Genomic DNA, 24,343 nt, shown 5'->3' with positions numbered 1-24,343 from the left:
ACACAAATGGGGGCGAACAGGGAGCAATCAAGTCTGCAGCTCGAACATCGCCTCTCCAGAATGTTATTAAGGCGATTATCAAGCGAATTGAAATAGTGAGAATTTTGAATTCACTAAATAGTATTAAAACTGATCCTCCCAATTTCCTTTTGACATTATTAATAAGGTTTGTTAAATTCTTTCTGATGCTTTAAAATTGCAAGGGTAATACGACCGATATCGGACACTTTCTTTCGATTTTGGACAACAATCTATCTTTTACAGGCTGTTTCTGGCTTTATGGAAGGGTTTAGGTTAATGGCACATTAATTGGCAATTAAAATCCATATATAATCAAACTCAAACCCAGATTTCATGATAACCATTACAGATCTTGATAAATTTATTTCAAGTAAATTCCGAAGACAGTTTATTTTAAAGGGAATTAACCTTACGATTGAGGCAGGTGAATTTGTAACTATTATGGGCCCTAGTGGGGCAGGCAAATCTACTTTACTGAACATCATCGGATTGTTGGATGAATTGTCAGCCGGTTTTTACCACTTGAATGAAGAGAAAATTCAATCTCTTAGTGAAAAAAAGAAAGCAGCTATTCATAAAGAGTCTTTTGGTTTTGTATTCCAGGCTTATCATTTGATTGATGAATTGACGGTGTATGAAAATATTGAAACACCTTTATTGTACAGGGGAATCAAGTCTTCCGAACGGAAGAGCCTTGTAGCCGAAGTTCTGGATCGCTTTAATATGGTTGCTAAAAAGGATTTATTCCCTGCGCAGCTATCAGGAGGACAGCAACAGCTTGTTGGGGTGGCCAGGGCCATTATTGGAAAGCCAAGTATTTTATTAGCAGATGAACCAACAGGTAATTTGCATTCCACACAATCAAAGGAAATAATGGAATTGTTTCAAGAGCTTAACCGACAAGGAACTACTATCATACAAGTAACACACTCAGAAGAAAATGCGCAATATGGTTCAAGGATTATTGAACTGGAAGATGGTGCTATTGTAAAGGATTATAAAACTACAGCTAGTTATGTTTAAATTTTTATGGGTTGCCATAAGCCTCTTATTGGCGGTATCTGGTTTAAAGGCACAGGAAGTAAGAAAAATCAGTTTCCGGGAAGCTGTAAAAATTGCTTCTGAAAGTAATATTCAACTCAAGCGGGAAAGGAATCAACTTGTATCCCTTGAGGCCGAAAAACTACAATCCAAAATGGCTTTTTTGCCTTCTGCTTCACTGAATATGAGAACTGCCAGGCAGGACGGGCAGCAATTTCAATTGGTTGAAGATGGGTTCGAAATCAAAAATGTGCAATCCACCCGGCTTTCCGGAGGATTAAATGCCAGCTTAAACCTTTTTGATGGCTTTAGCAGGGTTCATAACAGGAAAGTAATTGAACACAATTATGCTGCCCAGGTAAAGGGTGTGGAGAGAACAAAGCAAGAAATAATTTTTCAAACAGCTCAACAATATTTGCAGATACTATTGGACCAGGAATTGTTGAAAATTAATGAAAGAGCAATAGAGAATCAGGAACAACTATTGCAACAAATTGAAGGATTTGTGAAAGAAGGGATCAGGGCAAAGGCTGATTTGTTTACCCAGCAAGCAGAACTGAGAAGGTTTGAGTTAGCAGCCATTGAAAGTGAAAACCAACTGGAAATTGATAAAGCCACTTTTGCTCAAATCCTGCAATTGGATCCTTTTGAAAAATTCGAAGTAATAGCTGTCGAGAATATTTCTTCTATCCAATTTAATAAAAATGATGGACTGGCTTCCCTTTTTGAAATTGCGGTTGCCAACAGGTCTGATCTTCAGCAGATGGAACTTCGTTTGTCCTCATCAAGAAGAAATATTGCAAGTTCTAAATCAAGTTATTATCCTTCGCTTTCGGCCTTTTATGAATATGGAACTCAATACAGCACTTTAAACTCGTTAAGCTTTCAGGAGCAGTTTTTTGAATTATACCCCAGCAATACCATTGGCCTTAATTTGTCAATTCCACTTTTTAATAATTACACCAATAAAACAAGGGTAGAGGTTGCTAAAGTCCAATTGTCTAACAGTGCTTTAGATTTGGAAGATATAAAAAGAAATATCTTTCTGGAGATTCAGAATGCCTATTTAAATTATGAAGCATCCTTGAAAAGAATAGAAGTAACCAAGGCTGGTTTGCATGCCTCACAAGAAGCCTATGAAGTGCAAAATCAGCGATATCAAATGGGGGCTTCCAGTTTAATTGAACTTTCGCAGGCCAACCAAATACTTGTTCAAGCTGAATCTGACTATGCACAGGCACGTTTTACCCTGGCCTTTCAAAAGCTAATAGTAGAGTATAATATAGGCACTTTGAAGTTGGATGATATAAATTAAACAAGTTGTCATCCTATATATTAAACAGAGTCCTACTTTTCTGGTTTTGAGTAGCATAATTTTCTAGCCGAACTCTTATTTTTCCTATTGCACTGTATAAAATAAATTGTACCTTTGCGTTCCGTTCGAGTGAGCGGCTTATCTTTTCAGATAAGTATTTGTAAACCAAAACGATGGCAAATTAGGTCCGGTTTGACTATCGAAAAATAAAGGGCCCTGACAATTATGGCAGAAAATCAAGAAAGCGTAAAGAACGAAGAGTTCGATTGGGAAGCATTTGAAACCAAAGGTTTTGGTGAAGGTTACTCACAAGCTAAAAAGGAAGAATTAGCTAGCATGTACGACAATGTATCGACTGATCTTGCTGAGCAGGAAGTTGTGAAAGCGATAGTGGTTGCTATCAATGAGCGTGATGTTGTGTTAAATGTTGGATACAAATCTGATGGTTTAGTACCCACCAACGAATTCCGCGATGTGCCTGATCTTAAAGTAGGAGATGAGGTAGAAGTTTATGTGGAAGAAAAGGAAGATAGAAACGGGGAACTCGTTTTATCAAGAAGAAAAGCCAAAATAGTTGGTGCCTGGGATAAAATTCAAAATGCTTTAGATGGTGATGAAATCATTGAAGGTATTGTTAAAAGAAGAACTAAAGGTGGATTGATCGTTGATGTCCACGGAGTAGAAGCTTTCTTACCGGGTTCTCAGATTGACGTGAAACCTATTCGTGACTTCGATGTATTCGTTGGCAAGAAAATGGAAGTGAAAGTTGTGAAAATTAACTACAGCAATGATAACGTAGTAGTTTCTCACAAAGTATTGATAGAGAAAGATCTCGAAAAACAAAAAGCTGAAATCCTTAACAACCTTGAAAAAGGTCAGGTATTAGAAGGTGTGATCAAAAACATGACTAACTTCGGTGTATTCATCGATTTAGGTGGTGTTGATGGTTTATTGCACATTACTGATATTTCATGGGGTAGAATTAATCATCCTGAAGAAGTGCTTAAACTTGACGAAAAAGTTAAGATTGTAGTATTAGACTTTGATGAGAACAAGAAAAGAATTTCGTTAGGTATGAAGCAATTGACTTCTCACCCTTGGGATTCTTTGGCCGCTGATTTGGAAATCGGATCTAAAGTGAAAGGTAAAATAGTGAACGTAGCTGATTATGGTGCATTCTTAGAAATTGCTCCTGGTGTTGAAGGCTTAATTCACGTTTCTGAAATGAGCTGGTCACAGCACTTAAGAAATCCTCAGGATTTCATCAATGTTGGTGATGAGTTAGAGGCAGTAGTACTTACTTTGGATAAGGACGAAAGAAAAATGTCATTAGGCATCAAGCAATTGACAGAAGATCCTTGGAACAAGAAAGAAGTATTGACCAAATATGCAGTAGGAACACAGCATAAAGGTGTGGTTCGCAACATGACTAATTTCGGTTTATTCATTGAATTGGAAGAAGGCATTGACGGATTGGTTCACGTTTCTGATTTAAGCTGGACTAAGAAAATCAAGCATCCATCTGAGTTTGTGAAAGTAAACGAAGAATTAGATGTTGTTGTATTAGAACTTGATGTTGAAAACAGAAGATTAGCATTAGGACATAAGCAATTGGAAGAAAATCCTTGGGATACTTTTGAAACTGTATTTACTGTTGGATCAAACCACAAGTGTACTGTTTTAAATAAGAGTGAAAAAGGTGCGGTAATTGAATTGCCATACGGAATTGAAGGTTTCGTTGCTACTAAACACTTGAAAAAGGCTGATGAGTCAATGGCTGAAGTAGGTGAATCTTTGGAATTCAAAGTATTGGAATTCTCTAAAGATGATAAGCGTATTGTTTTATCTCACCTGCACACTCATTCTGACGTGGAAGAAGCTCCAAAGAAGAAAGTTGCTCCTGCAGCTGCAAAAGGCAAGAAGAAATCTTCTGCGCCTAAGCAACAACAGCAAGGTTCTTCATCTACTTTAGGTGATTTGGATGCTTTATCAGCATTGAAAGAGCAAATGGAAGGTGATGCTAAGAAATCAGCTCCTAAAAAAGCTCCTGCTAAAAAAGCAGAAGAGCCTAAGGCTGAGAAATCTGAAGCAGAAGTAGAAACTCCTGCTCCTGATGTAGCTAAAGCAGAAGCCAAGAAAGAAGAAGCTAAGGCTAAGAAAGAAGAGCCAAAAGCTGAAAAGGAAGAGCCTAAGGCTGAAGATGATAAAAAAGAAGATAAAGAGTAATATTATTCTTTATCAAACTACTCATCAACTCGTTTGCATTGGCAGGTCGATTTGATGGAATAAATTTGAAGCCATTCTGTGATATCAGGATGGCTTTTTTATTTATGGCTAGCTTAGTCTGATTTAATTTCATGCGAGGGATAAGCGGGATGAAGCTCTATCTGTCACTCAAATTTTTCCTATATTATTTTGGTATAACCTTTGTATAGCGGCAGAATATCTCTATTTTTGCAATCGCAAATACAACAAGGTCACGTGGCCGAGTGGCTAGGCAGTGGTCTGCAAAACCATTTACAGCGGTTCGAATCCGCTCGTGACCTCACATTTTTTTTAACCTCCTATAGTGTAAAAACCTTAGGGGGTTTTTTTATGCACCAAAGTCTGAGAGTGGATGAGAACCGCTCGGTTCGACACCAATCTTTATATTCGATTTGTCTTTTGCATCAAAAGTTGGCTTGATTGGTTCGCGAGGGCTTTGTGCGGCATGCCTAGCGGGTATGAGCAATCCGCTCGTGACCTCACATTTTTTTTAACCTCCTATAGTGTAAAAACCTTAGGGGGTTTTTTTATGCACCAAAGTCTGAGAGCGGATGAGAACCGCTCGGTTCGACACCAATCTTATATTCGATTTGTCTTTTGCATCAAAAGTTGGCTTGATTGGTTCGCGAGGGCTTTGTGCGGCATGCCTAGCGGGTATGAGCAATCCGCTCGTGACCTCACATTTTTTTTAACCTCCTATAGTGTAAAAACCTTAGGGGTTTTTTTTATGCACCAAAGTCTGAGAGCAGATGAGAATGAAGCGACAAATGAAAAACCTGACACAAATAGAATGGTTATTGCGAATCCGCTTTCATTAAATTCTATAGCCAAGTATAAACGATAAGGAGGTGAAGCAATCTTATGAAAGGTAATCATATTATGTTTAGAAAGAGATTAACTTCCAATCAAGGAGATCTCGACCGGCTACTAAATTTTACAATTCCAACTGACCGAAGCTAAGAGCGTGGTTTATAGCTAACGGATTGCTTTACATGAATTCCGTTGACACGAAATAGCAGGCTTGCAATAACCAGTGGAATCAAAGCTTTTTAAAACCCTCTATTAGCTTTGAACGTATCATTATTTGTTTGGAAAGAATTCAAATTAAGTATTTTGTTTCTACGAGTTTGATTTCTCTAAAAAATAAAGATTAATTTTGTTTTGTGAAAAGGGTACTCACCATATTTCTATTAAGTCTATCTATCAGCATTCTGCTGTTACATAGCTTTGTGCCTCATCATCACGATCAACATGCAGGGAATTATTTTGATTTACAAGCTACCCTGCAAGAAGAACCTGTCAACTCGCCAATAGATCTTTTAAAAGTAGGTTTCCATATTAATTTGGGTGCAGGTCATTTGGAAAATTACAAACAATCAAAAAGTCAATTTCCCATTGGTTATAATGATACTATAGTAGTAGATAAAGTGTTGAGTGCTCAAGCATTTTTCTTTGATTTACTACCATTAAATATTATTGTTGAATTTCCCTCTACACAAACACCTTCTTTCAATAACCTTTTCCTGTTACGGGCTTTTAGTTATAGAGGCCCGCCTATGTTTATTTAAGAAACCATTTTCTCAGTTTTTCTTAAATAATTATAAATCTACATGTTTCAAAAAATCATTTCGTTCTCCATCAAGAACAAATTAATCGTGTTTTTTGGTGTGTTGGCATTAATAGGTGGGGGAATTTACTCCATGAGCCAACTGTCCATCAATGCGGTGCCCGACATCACCAATAACCAGGTACAGGTCGTTACCGTTAGTCCTTCACTTTCTGCTCAGGAAGTAGAGCAATTCATTACTTATCCTGTGGAAGTAGCCATGGCTAATATCCCCATGGTAGATGAAATCAGGTCTATTTCCAAATATGGATTGTCCGTTGTAACCATCGTTTTTGAAGATCATGTACCGGTTCTTGATACCCGGCAATATGTGCAGGAACAAATTAATACAGTGAACGATGAAATTCCCAAGCAGTTGGGAATACCGGAGTTGATGCCCATTACCACAGGTTTAGGAGAAATCTACCAGTATACATTAGGAATTGATGATGCTTTTAAAGATCATTATTCTGCCATGGAGCTGAGAACTATTCAGGATTGGATAGTGAAGCGACAATTGTCTGGCATTAAGGGCATTGTTGAAGTCAGTTCCTTTGGTGGTTTTTTAAAGCAATATGAGGTGGCTATCAATCCTATTTTGATGGCACAACACCAGCTAAGTTTTGATGATGTACTTCAGGCTTTGGAGAATAATAATCAGAACTCCGGTGGAAGCTATATAGAAAAAAATCAGACTGCCTACTATGTTCGAACAGAAGGTATGATGGTCAATTTAAATGATATCCGTAATACTTTAGTCAGCTCCAATGGCCATTCTCCTGTTTTAATTAAAGATATTGGGACGGTGCAATTTGGTAGTGCCAAGCGTTTTGGCGCCATGACAAAGGATGGGGAAGGTGAAGCGGTAGGAGGGATCACCCTCATGTTGAAAGGGGCCAATTCATCCGAGACCTTACAATTAGTGAACGACCGGGTAGCTGAGATTCAAAAATCATTGCCTGAAGGTGTTTATATTGAACCGTATCTTGATCGATCTGATTTAGTGGGCAGAGCTATAAATACAGTTAAAACCAACCTTTTAGAAGGAGGTGTCATTGTGATCCTGGTTTTAATCTTACTGTTGGGCAACTTTAGAGCAGGTTTAATTGTAGCTTCAATTATTCCACTCTCCATGATGTTCGCTTTCATCATGATGAATATTTTTGATGTTTCTGCCAACTTAATGTCATTAGGCGCTATTGATTTTGGTATTGTAGTAGATGGCGCGGTCATCATTGTTGAGAGCATATTACACGTTCTTTTTGTTGGCTATGTGGGTAAAAAGCTAAGTCAGCAAGAAATGGATGATGTGGTGTTGGAATCCTCTAAAAAGATTTACAAGTCTGCCGCCTTCGGGGTTTTGATCATACTTGTGGTGTTTTTGCCTATTTTATCTTTAACTGGAATTGAGGGGAAAACCTTTAGGCCTATGGCTCAAACAGTCAGCTTTGCTATTTTAGGTGCCATGATTTTGTCTATGACCTATGTGCCTATGATGGCAGCTTTATTTCTTAATAAAAACATTAAAGACAGAGTTACTTTTGCAGATAAGATTATGAACTTTCTGAAAAGGTTATATCTACCTCTTTTAAACAGTTCACTTAACAGGCCTAAATTTACCATTGGCATTGCAGTAGCATTTTTAGCCATATCATTGTTTATTTTTAGTCGGATGGGTTCCGAATTTATTCCACAGTTGGAAGAAGGTGATTTGGCTATGCAGATGACCTTGCCTCCTGGAACTTCACTGGATCAAAGTATCCAAACAAGTACAAAAGCAGAACGTATTCTATTGGATAATTTCCCGGAAGTGAAATCCGTAGTTTCCAAAATAGGAACAGCGGAAGTTCCTACCGACCCCATGTCCATAGAACTGGCTGATATTATGATCATTCTCAAGCCTAAAGAGGAGTGGGTTACTGCAAGTGATAGGTTTGGCCTGATCGAAAGAATGGAGGAAAAATTATCCGTCATTCCAGCAGCCGATTTTGAATTCACTCAACCTATTCAATTACGTTTTAATGAATTGATAACAGGGGCAAAATCTGATATAGCAGTTAAAATTTATGGTGAAGATTTAGAAAAATTAGCTGATTATGGACATCAGGCTGCGGGTTTTATGCAGCAAATTTCCGGAGCGGCTGATGTTAAGGTAGAACAAACGGAGGGGCTTGCGCAATGGGTTATACAGTATAATCGTAGTAAAATGGCCCAATATGGTGTTTCTGTAGATGAATTAAATCGTATCATCAGAGCGGCTTATGCCGGGGAAAATGCCGGGGTGATTTTTGAGGGAGAGAGAAAGTTTGAATTGGTGATCAGGCTACAGGAGGCATTTCGGAATAATATTATATTAGACCAATTGACAATTCCTACCAACAAAGGCGAATTGATTCCTATGAGCGAAGTAGCCAAATGGGATTATCGTGAAGGGCCACTACAAATTTCAAGAGACGATACTCGCAGACGTGTAGTAATAGGTGCAAATGTAAGAGACAGGGATATTGCCGGATTAGTTGAGGATATCCAGACAAGTTTGAATCAGAACCTTAAACTTGATCCTGGTTATTCCATTAGCTATGGTGGTCAGTTTGAAACATTACAAAAAGCGCGGGATAGACTATCTATAGCGGTGCCAATTGCCCTACTATTAATTTTTATTCTTTTATATTTTGCCTTCGGAAAGGTGAAATATGCTTTGTTGATTTATTCAGCAGTACCGCTTTCAGCCATAGGTGGTGTACTGGCACTTTGGCTGAGGGATATGCCTTTTAGTATTTCTGCGGGTGTGGGTTTCATTGCCTTATTTGGTGTGGCCGTATTAAATGGGATTGTACTGATCAGCCATTTAAACGATCTAAAGGCAGAAGGTGAATTTTCTTTAAGGGAAGTGATTACTAAAGGAAGTATGGATAGGCTAAGACCTGTAATTATGACTGCCATGGTTGCTTCATTGGGTTTTTTACCAATGGCCTTATCCACTTCCAGTGGGGCAGAGGTGCAAAAGCCATTGGCCACAGTGGTGATTGGAGGTTTGGTAACTGCCACATTCCTTACTTTGGTGGTTCTACCTGCATTATTCTTATTAATCAATTCCCGTAAAGCTCCAAAAGCTGGTAAGTTAATGCTTATCACAGTGTTGTTTTTGGCTGGAGTTTTTGGAACTCAAAATCGCGCATCAGCACAAAATGTTCTAAATGAGCCGAAAGAACTTACTGAGCTATTTGATTTGGTTCTCAAAAATCATCCTGAAGTACTAACAGCACAAATGGAGATTGAAAAGGCCAGAGCAATAAAGACTCAGGCATTTGTTATTCCGTCCACAGGTATAGCTTATCAACGAGGGCAACTTGATGGTCCTGAAATTGATTATAGTTGGAATATTCAGCAACCTTTGGGTAATATACCTGCCAACTTCAGGAGAGCAAATGCTGCGGAAGAAGCTGTAAAACTGGCTGAAAAAGATTTCTTAATTATAAAGAAAAAAGTAAAGGCGGATGTTAGAAAAGCCTGGAATAACTGGGTGTATAATCAGAAACAAGTTGAATTTTTAACACAGCAGGAAGAGTTATTGCAGGATAACAGGCAGAGAGCCGATGAAATGGTTGAAGCTGGAGAAGCTGGGAAACTGGAGACTTTAAGTCTGTCAGCTCAGCTTTTAGCTGTTGAAAATGAATTGCTTCAAAATAGGAAGAGCTTGAATGAAGCCAGTAAAGTAATAGAACAGCTATGCTTTTGTGGTGGCAATATGCCTGAACAGGCGGAAGATTATAGTGTTTTTAGTATCACAGGTTCTTTGGATTCACTGTTCCTGGATCAAGTATTTCAAATTCGAAATCAACAACAACTGCGGATGGCCGCTGGTAAGGTGGCAGTAAGCAAAGCACAATATTTTCCGGATGCCTATGTAGCTTATGTTAATCAAAGTTTACAAAATGTGCAGGGTTTCCAAAGCTTTCAAATAGGAATAAGCATCCCGATTTTTTACAATGGAGTAAAAGGAAAAGTCAATGAACTGAAAATAGAACAACAAATTCAGCAAACGGAATTGGATTGGCAAAATCTGCGCTTGCAACAACAATTGATGGTAGCCAAAAAGGATTATTCAAACTATAGACAACAACTGGAAAAGAGTAAAAATATGTTTTCAGAACTGGAAGAATTAAAAGAAGCTATTCAGCAAGCCTTAAGTATAGGTGAGTTAAGCTTTTATGAGTATGTCCAGAACCTAAATGGTTTATATAATATCGAAAAAACAGCCCTTGAGCTCAAGAAGGAATTGGCTAACCTGTCTATTAACATTCATTATTTAACACAAGAATAAAATGAGAAATTTAAATATATTATCTGCCTTATTGCTCATCTTTTTGGTGCTTAGTACAAGTTGTAATGAACAAAAAGTGGAAGAAACTGAGGCAACTACTCAAGGAGGAACTGATTCCCTGATTGAGTTGAACCAGGCAGAATTGGAGAATACTACTATCGAAATCGGCACACTTGTCAAACGACCTTTGAGCAAGACGCTGAATGTTTTTGGAGAATTGGCTGTAGCACCAAAAGATATTGCTGAAATTCATTTGGCACACCAGGCATTTATAGAATATAGCCAGATTTTACCAGGGGAGAGCGTGGTTAAAGGCCAGGTTTTGGCCTATTTTTCACATCCTGAAATTAGTGCCTTGCAGAGTGAATTTTTGGCAGCAATAAATACAGAAAAACAATTACAAGAAGATTATGAGCGTAAAAAAGAGTTGGGGAAAAATCAATCTATTTCAAAAAGAAGCATCCAGGAGTCTGAGGCCAACTACTTTAGCCAAAAGGTAAAGAGGGAAAGTACACAACAAATGCTTCAACAATTAGGAGTGAATATTTCAGCTTTACAAAAGGGTGATTTACAAGAAAGGCTGGCTGTTAGAGCTCCATTTGATGGGGTGGTTACAGAAGTTAATATCAACAGAGGAATGTTAGTTACTCCCGATAAAAGTCTGTTCGAACTCATTAATTTGGATGAGATGCACCTGGAATTTGAAGTGTTTCCCAAAGATGCAGCACTATTAAAAGAAGGGCAATTAGTTACTTTTAAGTTGCCTGAAGGTCAACATATTTACCAGAGTGAGTTACATTTTATCAATAAGAAAGTGCAGGGCAATAGCATCATAGCCCATGCTGATCTGGCAGAACCTGTTGATATTCCATTAGGAGCTAATTTAAATGTAAGCATACAGCTTACATCAGATAGCTTGTTGCTGATCCCTAAAACCGCAACAGTTCAGTCGGGAAAGCGGTATTTTGCCTTTGAAAAGCTATCAAAAGGTAAATTTCAAAAAATAGAAATAAAGAAACTAGATGAGGATGAAACCCATTTAGCCATTGAAGAATTGAAAGATTGGGAAAGCAGAAAGTTTGTTGTAGATGGGGCTTACTATTTAAGGTAGTGAAGAATATTTTATCTGTGACACTTTAAAAGGAACATTGCTTGTAGATATAAGTGAACAGAAGATATAGCCTTCCTTTTTTTAAATGGATAAGCTTCTACAGAATAAAAATCTACTTTCGTAACCAATCTACTCCTGCTGCGTCCTTATAGTAAACGGAAAGAAGGAAATGGATTTAATGCTAGTTCTCTTTTTTATTAGTTTATTCACTGTTACGGCAGGAGCTATTGTTAAACCCATCCAAAATATTTTTCTTACCCAGCCACTTTTAGCTATGGTGGCTGGTATTCTTTTGGGGCCTGAGGTGCTGGATATAATACATGCTACTTCAGGTAAAGAAAGAGATCATATATTAGAATTAGCTTGCAAGTTCACTATAGCTATGGCTCTCATGTCTACAGCATTGAGAATTCCCGGCAATTTTTTTAGGAAGAATTATATCAGCCAATCGGTTATTGTATTGATTGGTATGATATTGATGTGGTTTTCAGCAAGTGGTTTGCTTTACTGGGTCTTTACTGGCTTTTCATTTGCTGAATGTTTACTGTTTGGAGCTATTATTACACCTACCGATCCTGTGGTAGCTTCTACTATCGTTAGTGGAGATAATGCGAAAAAATTCCTTCCTGCATCTGTTCGGCATACCATTTCCTTTGAATCCGGCTCTAATGATGGTTTGGCTTATCCTATAGTTTTTTACGCCATTTTTTTAGTACAAGGAAGTGAATTCCCTTTGCAAAAGTGGGTTAGTCACACGGTCCTATATGAAACTGTACTTTCTGCTGTAATTGCACTTGTAGTTGGCCATTTAGCAGGGGTTGTGATGCATAGAGCTCATAAAGCAGGGTATATGACTGAGAAAGCTTTATTATCATTCTCTTTAGGTTTAGCATTTTTACTGTTGGCCGGACTCGAAACTTTACACATGAATGGAATAATTGGGGTGTTTATAGGAGGCCTTGGTTTTTCAAGGCATCTTGAGAAAAATGAAGATCTTAAAGAAGAAAAGGTTCAGGAATCAATGGAGCGGATTTTTACTATTCCTGTTTTCTTCCTGTTTGGTGTATTTATACCCTGGCAAGAATGGAGTGCTCTTGGCTGGTCGGCTGTTTGGATAGTATTACTCATTCTTTTTCTGAGAAGAATTCCTGCTTTTCTAATTTTAAAGCCATTCCTGCCTCAATTCAGAGGCAAATGGAAGGAAATGCTTATCGTTGGTTGGTTTGGGCCTATCGGAGTAGCAGCTTTATTTTATGCTATTTTGGCAAAGGAAAAAACAGGATTGGAAGCAGCATGGGCTATTCCTGCTTTATTGGTCTTTGCTTCTACTATTGTTCATGGATTTACCAGCTTACCTTTGGAAAAGCTTTACTATAAGAAGAAATGATAATGGTTATACAGTTAGATGTAGATGTTATTGCCCCCTCAAAAAATCCTTAAAATCATCTGTATTAAAGTTTCCCATGCCTTCCTTTTCAAATATTATTTTTCCATCGGGACTTATCACAAAAGTAGTGGGTAAAACCTGCCTCCGAAGTTGAGGGTTTACTTCCGATTCAGTAAAAATTGGTATGTCATACCCTTTCTTTTCCATAAAGCTGATTGCTTTACTAAAATCTTCATCCCTTGAAATCAATAAAAACTGAATGTTCTGTTCATCCTTTAATGATTCATAGAGTTTATTAATATGTGGCATTTCGGCTAAACATGGAGGACACCATGTAGCCCAGTAGTTAATAAATAGGGTTTGATTGTGTAATTCATCAAATGCTATTTTATTTCCCTTGTCGTTGACTAATTCTCCTTCATATCGGAAAGGAATATTACCTGTATCTTCCGTAGCAGGATTCCAAAGTTGAGTATATAGTAATAACGATTGTAATGCGCCAATTATAGGTGTATGAAGCCCGCTGAAATATAATCCGGCAAAAACAGCTAAAGTAATCAACCAACCTCTGAGTTCCTTTTTCCAGTTGAATTTCTTTGACTTGCTCATATTTTTATTGCTTTGTTGATCAACTCTTTATGCTCTTCAGAATATATCAGTTCAGCTTTCAGCAAATAGGAATGTATCTTGATTAAATTTTCAAAGGAAGGTTCTTCAATGTGCTTGGGTATTTTGAAAATCCTTTCGTCTTTCTTATCAAGTATGTCATTATCCTTATTGAAAAAATAGGGATATAGTGTTTTATTCAGACTTAATGCAATTCTCTCTACTTCATAATAATTAAGCCAATCTCCCATTTTCTCCACAATTTCTTCGAAGAAATGTGCCGTATTGCTTAGCCTCACCCTTGAACCTGCCTTGGATTTTCCTTTCGTCTTCAAATATTTTATTTGGCTTTTGCCCTGCTTTTTTCTCACCATGTAGGCTTTGAATACTTTGTGTTCTATTATTTGCAACCCTTCGCAATAAGCTAATGCTGCACTGCCTGATTGAATGATGGTGATAATATAAGGGTTCGACCAATCTTCCGGATTTGTGTCCTGATTGAGATAATCCAATTGGAAAGGGAGGGGTAAACGGAAATAAAACTCCAGCTCATTATTGATTTGGAATATAAATCTGTGTTTGCTGAAGTCGTAGGTAGAAGGAAAGGCTTTTTGGAACCCTTGAACAATCTCTTTTGTCTGCTCGATATCAAACGATTGTACAACAGGATTTATCATTTCTTGGCCTGAACTTTTGCAATAGCTTCATTGATGATAGTGCAGGCTTTTTTAATTTCTCCTTCGCTAATAGTAAGGGGCGGGGCAATCCTGAAACTATTAGGGCATGAAAGAAACCAAAAGCAAATTACTCCTTGCTCCATACATTCTTCTACTATTCCGAAAACTTCTTCTTCCGTTTCAAACTCGAAAGCAAATAACAACCCTTTTCTTCTTATCTCTTTTATGGAATCATGCCGGATGAGTTTTTCAAACAATGCTCCTTTTGATTCCACTGTTTCTAATAAATGGTCCTCTGTCAGTACTTGCAAAGTAGCCACGGCAGCTGCACAGGCAACAGGGTTACCTCCAAAGGTTGTGATATGTCCTAGCATAGGATTGAATGTCAGATGTCTCATCATCTCCTTATCTGCTATAAAAGCGCCTAAGGGCAAACCACCACCCAAAGCTTTCGCACTGCAAAGGATATCCGGACTTATTCCAAAATGCTCAAAGGCAAAAAGTTTTCCAGTTCTGCCAATACCCGTTTGAATCTCGTCAAAAATGAGCATGGCGCCTGTCTCATTGCATTTCTGCCTTACAGCTTCCATATAAGATTGATTGGGAATTCTTACTCCAGCATCACCCTGTATGGTTTCCATTAATACACAGGCTGTTTTAGTGGTGATTTGATCAAGGTCTTCGGCTTTATTAAATCTCAGGAACCTAACATCCGGTAAGAGTGGCCTGAATGCGTATTTTTTCTTTTCATTACCGGAAACACTTAAGGCACCATGTGTACTTCCATGGTATGCTCCACGGAAAGCAATCATTTCTGTTCTTCCTGTATATCTTTTGGCCAACTTAAGTGCACCTTCAATGGCTTCGGCTCCGCTATTGGTAAAATAGACACAGTTTAATGAACCAGGTAAATGCTTTACAAGTATTTCCGCCAGATCATTTGAAGCAGACTGCACATATTCACCGTACACCATAACATGCAGGTGTTTCTCTACCTGCTTTTGTATGGCAGCAATTACTTTTGGGTGCTGGTGTCCCAGGTTACTGACACCCACACCTGAAATCAAATCCATATAAGCTTTTCCGGATTTTTCATAGAGGTAAATCCCCTCTGCTTTTTCAATCTCCAATAGAAAGGGAAAAGGCGTAGTTTGCGCTATATGGTCAAGAAAGATTTGTTTTGCTGATGATGGCACGGTCACTTTATTGAAATTACTTGCTGGCTAGTTTATTAACTAAATCAATATATTCCTGCATGGCTTCCTCTTTAGGTTTGCCTTTTAATTCTTCCCATGCATTATATTTGGCAATGGCTTTAAAATCGAAGCCTCCTGGTCTCTCACCCGTAATATCACCTTCATCTGCTTGTTTATATAAAGCATATAGTTTTAACAAATCTTCATTGGAAGGACGTTCTGCAATATCAGTTTTAGAACGTTCTGCAGCATTTTTAAAATCTTCTTGTAAACTCATTTTTTATTATTATTGATGTATGAATGTTATTGGGTTTAATGTAAAAAAGTCAACCTATTACAATAGATTGACTTTTTGGCTATTAATTATATTTGAGAACGTTATCTTTTATTGGATTCCACATAAGGTCTGTGGTTATAGCCTGTGTAAACTTGTCTTGGACGACCAATAGGTTCATTGTTTTCCCTCATCTCTTTCCATTGGGCTATCCAACCTGGTAAACGGCCAATGGCAAACATTACCGTAAACATTTCTGTTGGTATGCCCATTGCACGGTAAATGATACCTGAATAGAAATCCACATTAGGGTAAAGCTTTTTCTCCACAAAATAAGGATCACTTAAAGCAATTTCTTCCAGCTGCTTGGCAATGTCCAATAATGGATCATCTACTCCTAATTGCTCTAAAACGTCATCAGCTGCTTTTTTAATGATTTTAGCTCGTGGATCAAAGTTTTTGTAAACCCTGTGCCCAAATCCCATCAAACGGAAAGGATCGTTTTTATCTTTGGCTTTGTCAATAAATTTCGCAGTATCTCCACCAGCTTCCTGGATTTCTTCCAGCATTTCTAAAACTGCCTGATTAGCACCACCATGTAATGGTCCCCAAAGAGCATTGATTCCCGCAGATATGGAGGCATATAAGCTGGCTTGAGAGCTTCCCACAATCCTCACAGTTGATGTTGAACAGTTTTGCTCATGATCAGCATGAAGGATCAACAATTGATCCAAAGCCCTTGCTACTACAGGATTGGCTTTATACCTCTCTGCGGGTAAGGCAAACATCATTTTTAAGAAATTAGAACAATAGTCCAATTCATTGTCAGGGTAATTAACAGGATGACCTACCTGGTTTTTATAGGCCCAGGCAGCAAATGTTGGCATTTTAGCTAAAATTCTAATAATACTTAAATCAACCGCTTCCGCAGATCTGTTAGGGTCAAGTGCTCCCGGGTAAAATGCTGTAAGTGAACAAACCAAAGAAGATAAAACACCCATCGGGTGTGCATTAGAGGGGAAACCATCCAATATGGTTTTAATATCTTCATGAACTAAGGTATGGGTAGTTATTTTTTTCTGAAATATCTCTAATTCATCAGAGGTAGGCAATTCACCATAAATCAATAAATAGGAAACTTCTAGAAAAGTAGATTTTTCGGCCAAGTCTTCAATGGAGTAACCTCTGTATCTTAAAATACCTTCTTCACCATCTAAAAAAGTGATCGCACTTTTGGTGGAGCCTGTATTTTTAAAACCGGGGTCTATAGTAATAAGCCCACTATCAGCTCTCAATTTGCTGATATCAACTGCTTTTTCATTTTCAGTTCCCTCAACAACAGCTAAAGTGTAGTCTTTTCCTCCGTATGATAATTTTGCTTGATCTGACATGTAGATTTAAGTTATATAATTGATAGTAAAAACTTGAATTAACGATTAATTACCCGAAATTAAACAAAAAATCAGTCTTTTAAAACAGACTGATAAGATGATTTTTAAAGTACATTTTATTAATATTTTAACTTCAAATCAGGCTACTTTGTTTTTGGGTAATGATAGATATATCACTTAAAAGAATAAACTATTATATATAAATAAGGTTTATTCTTTTTGGAGATACGAATGGAAAGTAGATATTACAGTTACAATAAATGAATTCATTACGCCAAGTTAAGATCAATCAATTAACACAATTTTCTTTTTGGAGATACTACCATTACTATCTTTAAACAGCACATGGTATACTCCTGAACTTACACCTCTTAAAGAAACTTCATGCCTTTTTTCCCCTCTTGGGATCGTACTGCTTTTAATTATTTTACCTGTATTGTCCAGGATCAGGTATTTCATTTCCTCTAAGGTGATTTGAGGTAGCTCAAAATACACTTTGTCCTTGGACGGATTCGGGTAGATAATGATGTCTGATAGATTTATTTGTGAGATAGCTGCGAGTATATCATCTTGATGTATTGATTTTTCAGAATTTATATCAGTAATAGTGGATTGTAAAACTTCATTAGTATTTAAATCCTGTAGGACTGATACAATAGCCAAATCATTGTCTGAATAGTTGGACTTGACTCTCCATTCATAAATGAATTTCTTATCCTCATTTTGACCTATCAATATCTCACCATTAATGTCCGGAAGTATTCTCCTCACAATGTTCACCAATGAATCACTACTGTTATCATTTTTAATTCTCTTTTCTATAATAAAGAAATAGACTGCCAATTCCCGATTCTTGATTTTACTGGTATCATAAGTAAATTGAGCCTCAAATTTAACCAAATGATTTTCCGCAGTTGTATCAATTTTTACTTTGATAATATCAACAGGCTCTTGTAAAGATCTTTCCCTAATGGTTTTTTTGGTTGTTTCTGCCAGTATACTTTCTTCTTCCAGGATAGGTGCGCCATCTAAAACCATTCTTGTAGAAGTATTGATACCATAAAGAGAAGCTCTGCTATCCAGTTGCAGCTTATTTCTGCTATTGAGTGTATCTGATAGAGGGTAGGAGGTATGGAACTGTAGCTTTATAATATCCAATCCAAAGTCACTATTCATTAAGGAATAAATATTCTCCTTCTTTTGAACATAATCAACTGCATTTAAATTGGTGAAATTTTCCAGCAATACATTCTTATTCCTTTCGCCCACGTAGAAATTGTCAATGGCCATCCCTGTAGAATTTTCATTTTCGTTACCTTTAAAATTAATCCTGAAAAGCACATTACTTCCTAAGGATTTAAGATTATCTAAAGGATAAGCCACCCTTTTCCAGTGCCATTCTTCATTTTTGAAGTATGACCATGCCACCTGGTCTTTATTTGAAGAAGTATCACCAATAGCATTAAGTGTAGTGGTATTATACCAGTTGAGTGGGTCGTCAATTCCGCCAAGTACTTTCCAGTCGTTTCCATTTAAAGAGTATTCAATAATGGCACCGGCCCTATTCTGATCTTCCACATCTAACCACATATCAAAAGCTAACATAGGTCTTTCCAGGCTGCTCAAATCAAAATTAGGGGCATTTAGATACGAATTTTCATTCCTTCTAAAACCTGCTTCTCCTTTATAAATGGTCTTCCAGAACATGGAAGTATTCTTTCCATTTTCTTTAAAAATTTCACTTTCAAAAAGGTAGTTCCATGAACTTGTGAGCGTATCTGATGATTCTGTACTCCAACCTGCCTGATCATTTTCGAAATCCTCCAAATAAGGATAATTGGATATAAATGGTAATATACTTAAAGCCTTGCTCAAGGTATCGGAACAACCTAGCGTAGTTTCAATAATAAGGGTAACATTATAAGTGCCACTTAATTCGAAATTATGTTCCGGGTTTTGATCTGTAGAGGTATTGTTTGCTCCTGAAGAAGGGTCTCCAAAATCCCAGTACCAGTTTGTAATCGGATTATTATTATCTACTGAAGATTCATCAAAGAACCTGGTGCCTTGTGTGCCTTCCAGACTTGTACTCACATTCTCAAAATTGAAATCAACTTCCTGAATATTTCCAACTTCAATTGGTATGAGTTTACTAAATCTGCAACCTAAGCTAGTTGTAATTGTTAAGGTAATGTTCTTGGTGCCGGGAGTAGCGAAAATAATGGTGTCTCCTGAATTAAAAGTAGTGTTGTTTGCTGAAATGCTGAATACTGCATTATCTATTGAATCTTCTTCAGTAGAATATGACGATAAATCAGTAATGACTACTCCATTGGCTATTTCACATAAATTATCGGCTCTCAATAGAGGCTCCGGACTTGGTAGTACGAAGATTGTATCTGTATAAGAGGATGTGCAATTTGCAACAGGGTCTGTAATGGTATAAGTGATAAGGTTCATTTCTTCCACATCATTGGCTGTTGGATCAAATACCGGTTTATTACTTGTATTAAATCTCACCCCATTACCTGAAAATGTACCCCCGAGGGTTTTAGGAGATAGCTCCACATTCCCATTCGGGCATACAAATTTGTTAGGACTGGCGTTAAAGCTAAATTCTGCATCAGGACCATTTGATACTTCTACTTTAACAGATGTGGAGTTTTTACAGTCATTACTATTGATGACTTCATGAATAATATTGTAAGGGCCACCTACTCCTGCAAGTACCGGATCAAAGAAATATTTGCTGGCAATACTATCATAATAAACACCATCTCCTGAAAAAGTCCCGCTTGGATCAAACCCTGTTAATTCTTTAGGTTCATTCTTAATACAATATACTTCATCCGGAAATGGATTGTTAAGAATTAAAGCAACAGGCAAATTGTCGATGGTAATGTTAACTTCATCAGATCCTGCGCTACAAGGTCCTGCCGGATCATCACTCGTAAATGTAAATGTAATCACACTACCCGTCTCACTTTCGGCAGGCTGATAGAATGTGTTACGTGAGTTTCTATTGGAAAATGTGCCTTCTCCGCCTGTCCAGGAACCTATACTGGCACTTCCGCTTATCTCAGCAGTTAAAGTTATTTCTTCTCCTTCACAAACAGTTCTGTCTTCGCCTGCATTTACAATAGCTTCCTGATTGATAATTACTTCCACTAATTCTGTCGGGCCTACGCATAGCCCGTTGTTTAATGTAGGAGTAATACTATATAAGACGGTATCATTTTCAAAATCTTCTGTTTTAGTATTATAGATTGTGCCCGATACTGTAGAACCTGAACCGGAAGTAGCCCCCGCATCATTGCTACTAACCTGCCATTCGTATACAATCCCACTTATGTTCTGATCAATAGAAATATCAAGAGTAAATGGTTGACCACTACATACAAAATACCTTTCAGAAATATTTTCAAAATTAATTTCAGGAAATACATTTATCTGAAGTTCTTCAGCAACACCTTCACAATTACTGTTTACTGGTGTAATTTGATACTTTACTGTTTGTACGGATGAAGAAGTATTGGTTAGCGTTAAATTAATTTCACCTGAACCATTGTTCACTGCCCCACTAACAGATGTTGGTGAAGAAATTAGCTCCCATTCAAATAGTGTAGTAGAAATGTTTGATTCCGGAGTGAAAATAAAATTATCACCAGAACAACTTTCCTGAATGAAATCATTGTCAGCACTAAAAATTGGGATAGGTTTCACTCTTACTTCTATTGTTTTTACAGGGCCAATACATCCATTTACATCTCCATATACTGTAATATTAGCTACATTATCAGTAGTAGTGGAATTGTTAATAGCTGTAAAGCCATTCGGGGTAATAGGCCCGGAAGTTGTTCCGGAAGCATTGTTTATTCCAATAGAGGTGTTGTCATTTGTCCAGAAGAAAGTACCTCCTGATGCTGTATTGACATCAAAAATGATATTTACCAAATCCCCGGCACAAAACACTGTATCGGAAGTTAGAATAACAGGAGATGGTTTTAAAGTAACTTTAAATGAGTCTTCCTCGCTTCGACAGCTATTGCTTTCGCTAAAATATTTTACATAAGCTGTTATGTCTTCACCAGTCAGGTTTTCTGCTAGCTCAAATCCAGGGAAGTTTCCAGACCCGGTTGGAGGTGTTGCATCTCCTATTAGGTCAGTATTTGTTATTTCCCATGAAAATGTACCGGATCCACTATCATGGTTAAATGTACGGCTACTCACTATATCACTTGCACATAAGGCAGGTTCATCACTTTCTGCACTTACTACAGGCTTGTTTTTAAGGGTTACCTCAAAGCTTTCAGATTCTTCGCATCCCTCTTTTTCCGCTGTTAATACAAAAGTTCCTGTTAAATCAGAGCCTGAAGTATTATTGGCAGTTGTAAACTCAATATTATTACCATTAATTACCGGAGAACTCATCACTATTGCAGAATTGGAATTGGTAATGCTTAAAGATGCTCCTGTTATGTCTATGTTGAATGGTATTGAAATAACTTCTTCTGAACAAAAAGATTGATTTGCAATAGAAGAAATTACAGGGGTAGGATTAATGATTATTTTAAAAGTTTCTTCAGGGCTTTCACAACCATTATTAGAAGCTATTACGGATATAGTAGCTTCAATAGGGAGTCCGGTAGTGTTAGTAGCGGCTGAAAAATTTAAATCTTCAGAGCCACTTGCAGGCAATCCTATTGCTGTATTACTATTGCTCCAGTTATAGGTAGTTCCTGCTGTTCCCAGGCTATTGCTAAAGCTTGTAGTAATTACCTCTCCACCACAAACAACTTTATCACTTACACTATTCATGATAGGAGTAGGTTTCAATTTAATACGGAAGCTTACCAAAGTACTGATACAACCATCCCAGTTGCTGGTAACTGTTATATTGGAATTGATAATTGAAGTTGTGTTGTTAGGTTTAGCAATGAAAGAAGGAATATTTCCCGTTCCTGAACTTGCAGGTAAACCTATATTGGAAGCATTAGTGGCAGTCCATGTGATTGTACTGTTAGCAGAAGAATTATCAGTGAAAATTATAGAAGGTATAGTGTCTCCCGGACAAATCTCCAGATCCGTTTGTGAACCTAAGATTGGTTTTGGTTTTACGGTTACTGTAAAACTTTCCACTACACTTATACAACCATTTTTTGTAGCAGTTACTTCGATATTACTTATTTCATCTACTCCGCTCAGATTTTCTGCAGCATTTACATCTATATTTCCGGAGCCTGATGCTGGTATCCCAGTACTGGTATTGTCATTGGTCCATGTGAAATTAGCATCGCTTACATTACTTGTATAGTTTGTGGTTATCGATTCAAATGAACATACTTCAATGTCTGTTATTGGATCAATTACAGGTTTAGGCTGCAAAGTTATTGTAAAGGTTTTTGTTACGCTGTTACAATCATTAAGCAATGCAGAATAGTTAAAGATGCTTGTAATAGGATTTCCTGTATTATTTTCATTTGCTGTAAAGCTCAAATCCCCTGTACCCGTACTATTTAAGCTTATACCAATAGAATTATTATTATTGGTCCATGAAAAGATTTCTCCTGTCGTATTAGCCTCAAATATAACATCAACATCATCCCCTGGGCAAATGGAGAAATTAGAAATATCCTCAATAATAGGAGTGGGCTTTATTGAAATATTAAAAGATTCACTTATGCTATTACAATTATTTAATTCGTAATCTACCGTAACCACTGAAACAATTGTAGCACCAGTTGCATTTGGTTGTGCTGTGAATGCAGGGAAGTTTCCACTACCACTACCACTTCCTAAGCCTAATTGAGAGAAATTAGTGGCAGACCATGAAAAATTACCTCCGGATAAATTTGCACTAAAAGGAATGCTGGCTTGGTTATCATTGGGGCATAGAGTAATATCTGAAACTGGATTAATTACCGCTACTGGTTTAATGGTTAGCACCATTTGGTCTATCACGGTAGGACATGCTCCACTTGAAGTACCTGTTAATTCGAGAGTAATTGGACTATTGGCCAAATCGTTTGAGCCTGGGGTATACTTTGGTCTTAACGTAGTCTCATCATCAAACTCCCCATCACCACTTGAAGTCCATAATAATGAAGATGCATTACTTTGGCTAGGTAAAGTTGTTGAATTAGCCAAATCAAGAACTTCACCGTCACAAATTTCTTCATTTGAACCCGCGGTTAATACAACTTGCGGATCTATTTGAAAACTTACTTCTGCTTTATCAAAGCAATTAGTAGCTGAAAGCGTTACTTTGGCATAATAAGTGGTATTATCTGATACATTCTCTGATGTAGGATCTGATACAGCATTGGATAAACTGCTGTTGGAAAACCATTCTATGGTAATATTTGATGGGTTTTCTGAAGTAACTAATGTATTATAGCTGGTTAAATCAACATTCGTTGTTCCTATTCCTGCTACATCTTCACACAAATCATAAGATAAATCAGTTACACTAGGCAACAATCTTATATTAAGAGTATGCTCTTCCACATGGTCGGAACAGGAGTTTGGAGCTGAAGCAACAAACTCAAAAATAACATCTCCGAAGTAGGAACCATTCGGTGTGAATACAGCCTCCCAGCTTCCGCTGTTGTTGTTGGTAGCTGTCAGGGAACCGGAAGCATCAACTGAAGCCCCTTGCCCTGCCTTGATTTGCCATTCTCCGTTATTGGCCCCACCTGAAACAGTACCCTGCAAAGTAAAAGGATCAGCCTCACAGACTTCAGTGGCCGTTGTGGTGATAGCAGAAATTGGTGCTTCATCGATGACAAACTGTACTGTTTCAGCTATCTGGTCACATGTATTGGCAGGATTGTCAGTGGTCAGTGTAAATATAATTGTATTTCCGGCATCAGCAGGTACAGGAATATAATCTGCTGTTACCGTATTTCCTGAAACACTGATATTGGACAAACTACCATTTCCATCTTCTGACCATGTAGCAGAAGAGGCACTTCCTGAGAAATCTCCTGATAAAGAAATAACCTGGTTTTGGCAGATATTGGCCCCGGCCGTTGTTATGTTGACAGTGGCAGGTTCGTCAATGGTTACATCCACGGTATAATAAGAGCTTCCACATGCAGCTGTTGCCGGATCAAAAGCCTCGAACTGG

Annotated in this window: 13 protein-coding genes and 1 tRNA gene; 8 read left to right on the top strand and 6 right to left on the bottom strand. The window is 37.6% G+C overall.

Annotation, left to right across the window (positions count from 1 at the left end; all coding sequences use genetic code 11):
- The first annotated feature begins 354 nt into the window (after positions 1-354).
- From JKA74_RS20275 to JKA74_RS20240, 8 genes are all read left to right on the top strand, one after another.
- Positions 355-1,044: an ABC transporter ATP-binding protein gene (locus tag JKA74_RS20275; RefSeq protein ID WP_201433077.1), complete on the top strand. Its 690-nt coding sequence runs from the start codon at positions 355-357 to the stop codon at positions 1,042-1,044.
- Complete coding sequence (locus JKA74_RS20270) at positions 1,037-2,377, top strand: TolC family protein (RefSeq protein WP_201433076.1); 1,341 nt, start codon at positions 1,037-1,039, stop codon at positions 2,375-2,377. Before JKA74_RS20275 ends, JKA74_RS20270 begins: the two co-directional genes overlap by 8 nt.
- A 225-nt stretch (positions 2,378-2,602) precedes the next feature.
- Positions 2,603-4,603: a 30S ribosomal protein S1 gene (rpsA, locus tag JKA74_RS20265; RefSeq protein WP_201433075.1), complete on the top strand. Its 2,001-nt coding sequence runs from the start codon at positions 2,603-2,605 to the stop codon at positions 4,601-4,603.
- A gap of 249 nt (positions 4,604-4,852) precedes the next feature.
- Positions 4,853-4,923: transfer RNA gene (locus JKA74_RS20260), tRNA-Cys, on the top strand.
- An 882-nt stretch (positions 4,924-5,805) separates the two neighbouring features.
- On the top strand, positions 5,806-6,210 hold the full coding sequence (locus JKA74_RS20255) for a hypothetical protein (protein WP_201433074.1): 405 nt from the start codon (positions 5,806-5,808) through the stop codon (positions 6,208-6,210).
- Between the two features lie 42 nt (positions 6,211-6,252).
- Positions 6,253-10,572 carry a CusA/CzcA family heavy metal efflux RND transporter gene (locus JKA74_RS20250; protein ID WP_201433073.1) on the top strand — a complete coding sequence of 1,440 codons (4,320 nt, stop codon included), beginning with the start codon at positions 6,253-6,255 and terminating at the stop codon, positions 10,570-10,572.
- Between the two features lies 1 nt (position 10,573).
- Entirely contained in the window at positions 10,574-11,683 is a 1,110-nt protein-coding gene (locus JKA74_RS20245; RefSeq protein ID WP_201433072.1) for an efflux RND transporter periplasmic adaptor subunit, read from the top strand.
- Between the two features lie 169 nt (positions 11,684-11,852).
- Positions 11,853-13,070, top strand: coding sequence for a cation:proton antiporter domain-containing protein (locus JKA74_RS20240; RefSeq protein ID WP_201433071.1), 1,218 nt, complete (start codon positions 11,853-11,855; stop codon positions 13,068-13,070).
- A 27-nt stretch (positions 13,071-13,097) separates the two neighbouring features.
- Here the strand turns inward: JKA74_RS20240 and JKA74_RS20235 are convergent, their stop codons facing one another.
- From JKA74_RS20235 to JKA74_RS20210, 6 genes are all read right to left on the bottom strand, one after another.
- The gene (locus tag JKA74_RS20235; RefSeq protein WP_201433070.1) at positions 13,098-13,679 is read right to left on the bottom strand and encodes a TlpA family protein disulfide reductase; all 582 of its coding nucleotides are present in this window, start codon (positions 13,677-13,679) and stop codon (positions 13,098-13,100) included.
- Positions 13,676-14,353: a hypothetical protein gene (locus tag JKA74_RS20230; protein ID WP_201433069.1), complete on the bottom strand. Its 678-nt coding sequence runs from the start codon at positions 14,351-14,353 to the stop codon at positions 13,676-13,678. Before JKA74_RS20230 ends, JKA74_RS20235 begins: the two co-directional genes overlap by 4 nt.
- Positions 14,350-15,549 (bottom strand): aspartate aminotransferase family protein, encoded by a 1,200-nt coding sequence (locus JKA74_RS20225; RefSeq protein ID WP_201433068.1) that lies wholly within the window; start codon positions 15,547-15,549, stop codon positions 14,350-14,352. Before JKA74_RS20225 ends, JKA74_RS20230 begins: the two co-directional genes overlap by 4 nt.
- Positions 15,550-15,565: 16 nt before the next feature.
- Positions 15,566-15,826, bottom strand: coding sequence for an acyl-CoA-binding protein (locus JKA74_RS20220; protein WP_201433067.1), 261 nt, complete (start codon positions 15,824-15,826; stop codon positions 15,566-15,568).
- 101 nt (positions 15,827-15,927) lie between these two features.
- Entirely contained in the window at positions 15,928-17,214 is a 1,287-nt protein-coding gene (locus tag JKA74_RS20215) for a citrate synthase (protein ID WP_201433066.1), read from the bottom strand.
- A 285-nt stretch (positions 17,215-17,499) separates the two neighbouring features.
- On the bottom strand, positions 17,500-24,343 hold a 6,844-nt coding region (locus JKA74_RS20210), incomplete at its 5' end, for a PKD-like domain-containing protein (RefSeq protein WP_201433065.1).

The organism is Marivirga aurantiaca (assembly GCF_016679925.1).
Taxonomy (GTDB): Bacteria; Bacteroidota; Bacteroidia; order Cytophagales; family Cyclobacteriaceae; genus Marivirga; species Marivirga aurantiaca.
Note: the sequence above shows the minus strand (reverse complement) of the source record. Positions and strands in the feature narration are given on the sequence as shown.

Excerpts from the sequence above, each read along its gene's own strand:
- JKA74_RS20215 (WP_201433066.1), bottom strand. The coding sequence starts at position 17,214 with ATGTCAGATCAAGCAAAATTATCATACGGAGGAAAAGACTACACTTTA.
- JKA74_RS20250 (WP_201433073.1), top strand. The coding sequence starts at position 6,253 with ATGTTTCAAAAAATCATTTCGTTCTCCATCAAGAACAAATTAATCGTG.
- JKA74_RS20245 (WP_201433072.1), top strand. The coding sequence starts at position 10,574 with ATGAGAAATTTAAATATATTATCTGCCTTATTGCTCATCTTTTTGGTG.
- JKA74_RS20220 (WP_201433067.1), bottom strand. The coding sequence starts at position 15,826 with ATGAGTTTACAAGAAGATTTTAAAAATGCTGCAGAACGTTCTAAAACT.
- JKA74_RS20230 (WP_201433069.1), bottom strand. The coding sequence starts at position 14,353 with ATGATAAATCCTGTTGTACAATCGTTTGATATCGAGCAGACAAAAGAG.
- JKA74_RS20235 (WP_201433070.1), bottom strand. The coding sequence starts at position 13,679 with ATGAGCAAGTCAAAGAAATTCAACTGGAAAAAGGAACTCAGAGGTTGG.
- rpsA (WP_201433075.1), top strand. The coding sequence starts at position 2,603 with ATGGCAGAAAATCAAGAAAGCGTAAAGAACGAAGAGTTCGATTGGGAA.
- JKA74_RS20275 (WP_201433077.1), top strand. The coding sequence starts at position 355 with ATGATAACCATTACAGATCTTGATAAATTTATTTCAAGTAAATTCCGA.
- JKA74_RS20270 (WP_201433076.1), top strand. The coding sequence starts at position 1,037 with ATGTTTAAATTTTTATGGGTTGCCATAAGCCTCTTATTGGCGGTATCT.
- JKA74_RS20240 (WP_201433071.1), top strand. The coding sequence starts at position 11,853 with ATGGATTTAATGCTAGTTCTCTTTTTTATTAGTTTATTCACTGTTACG.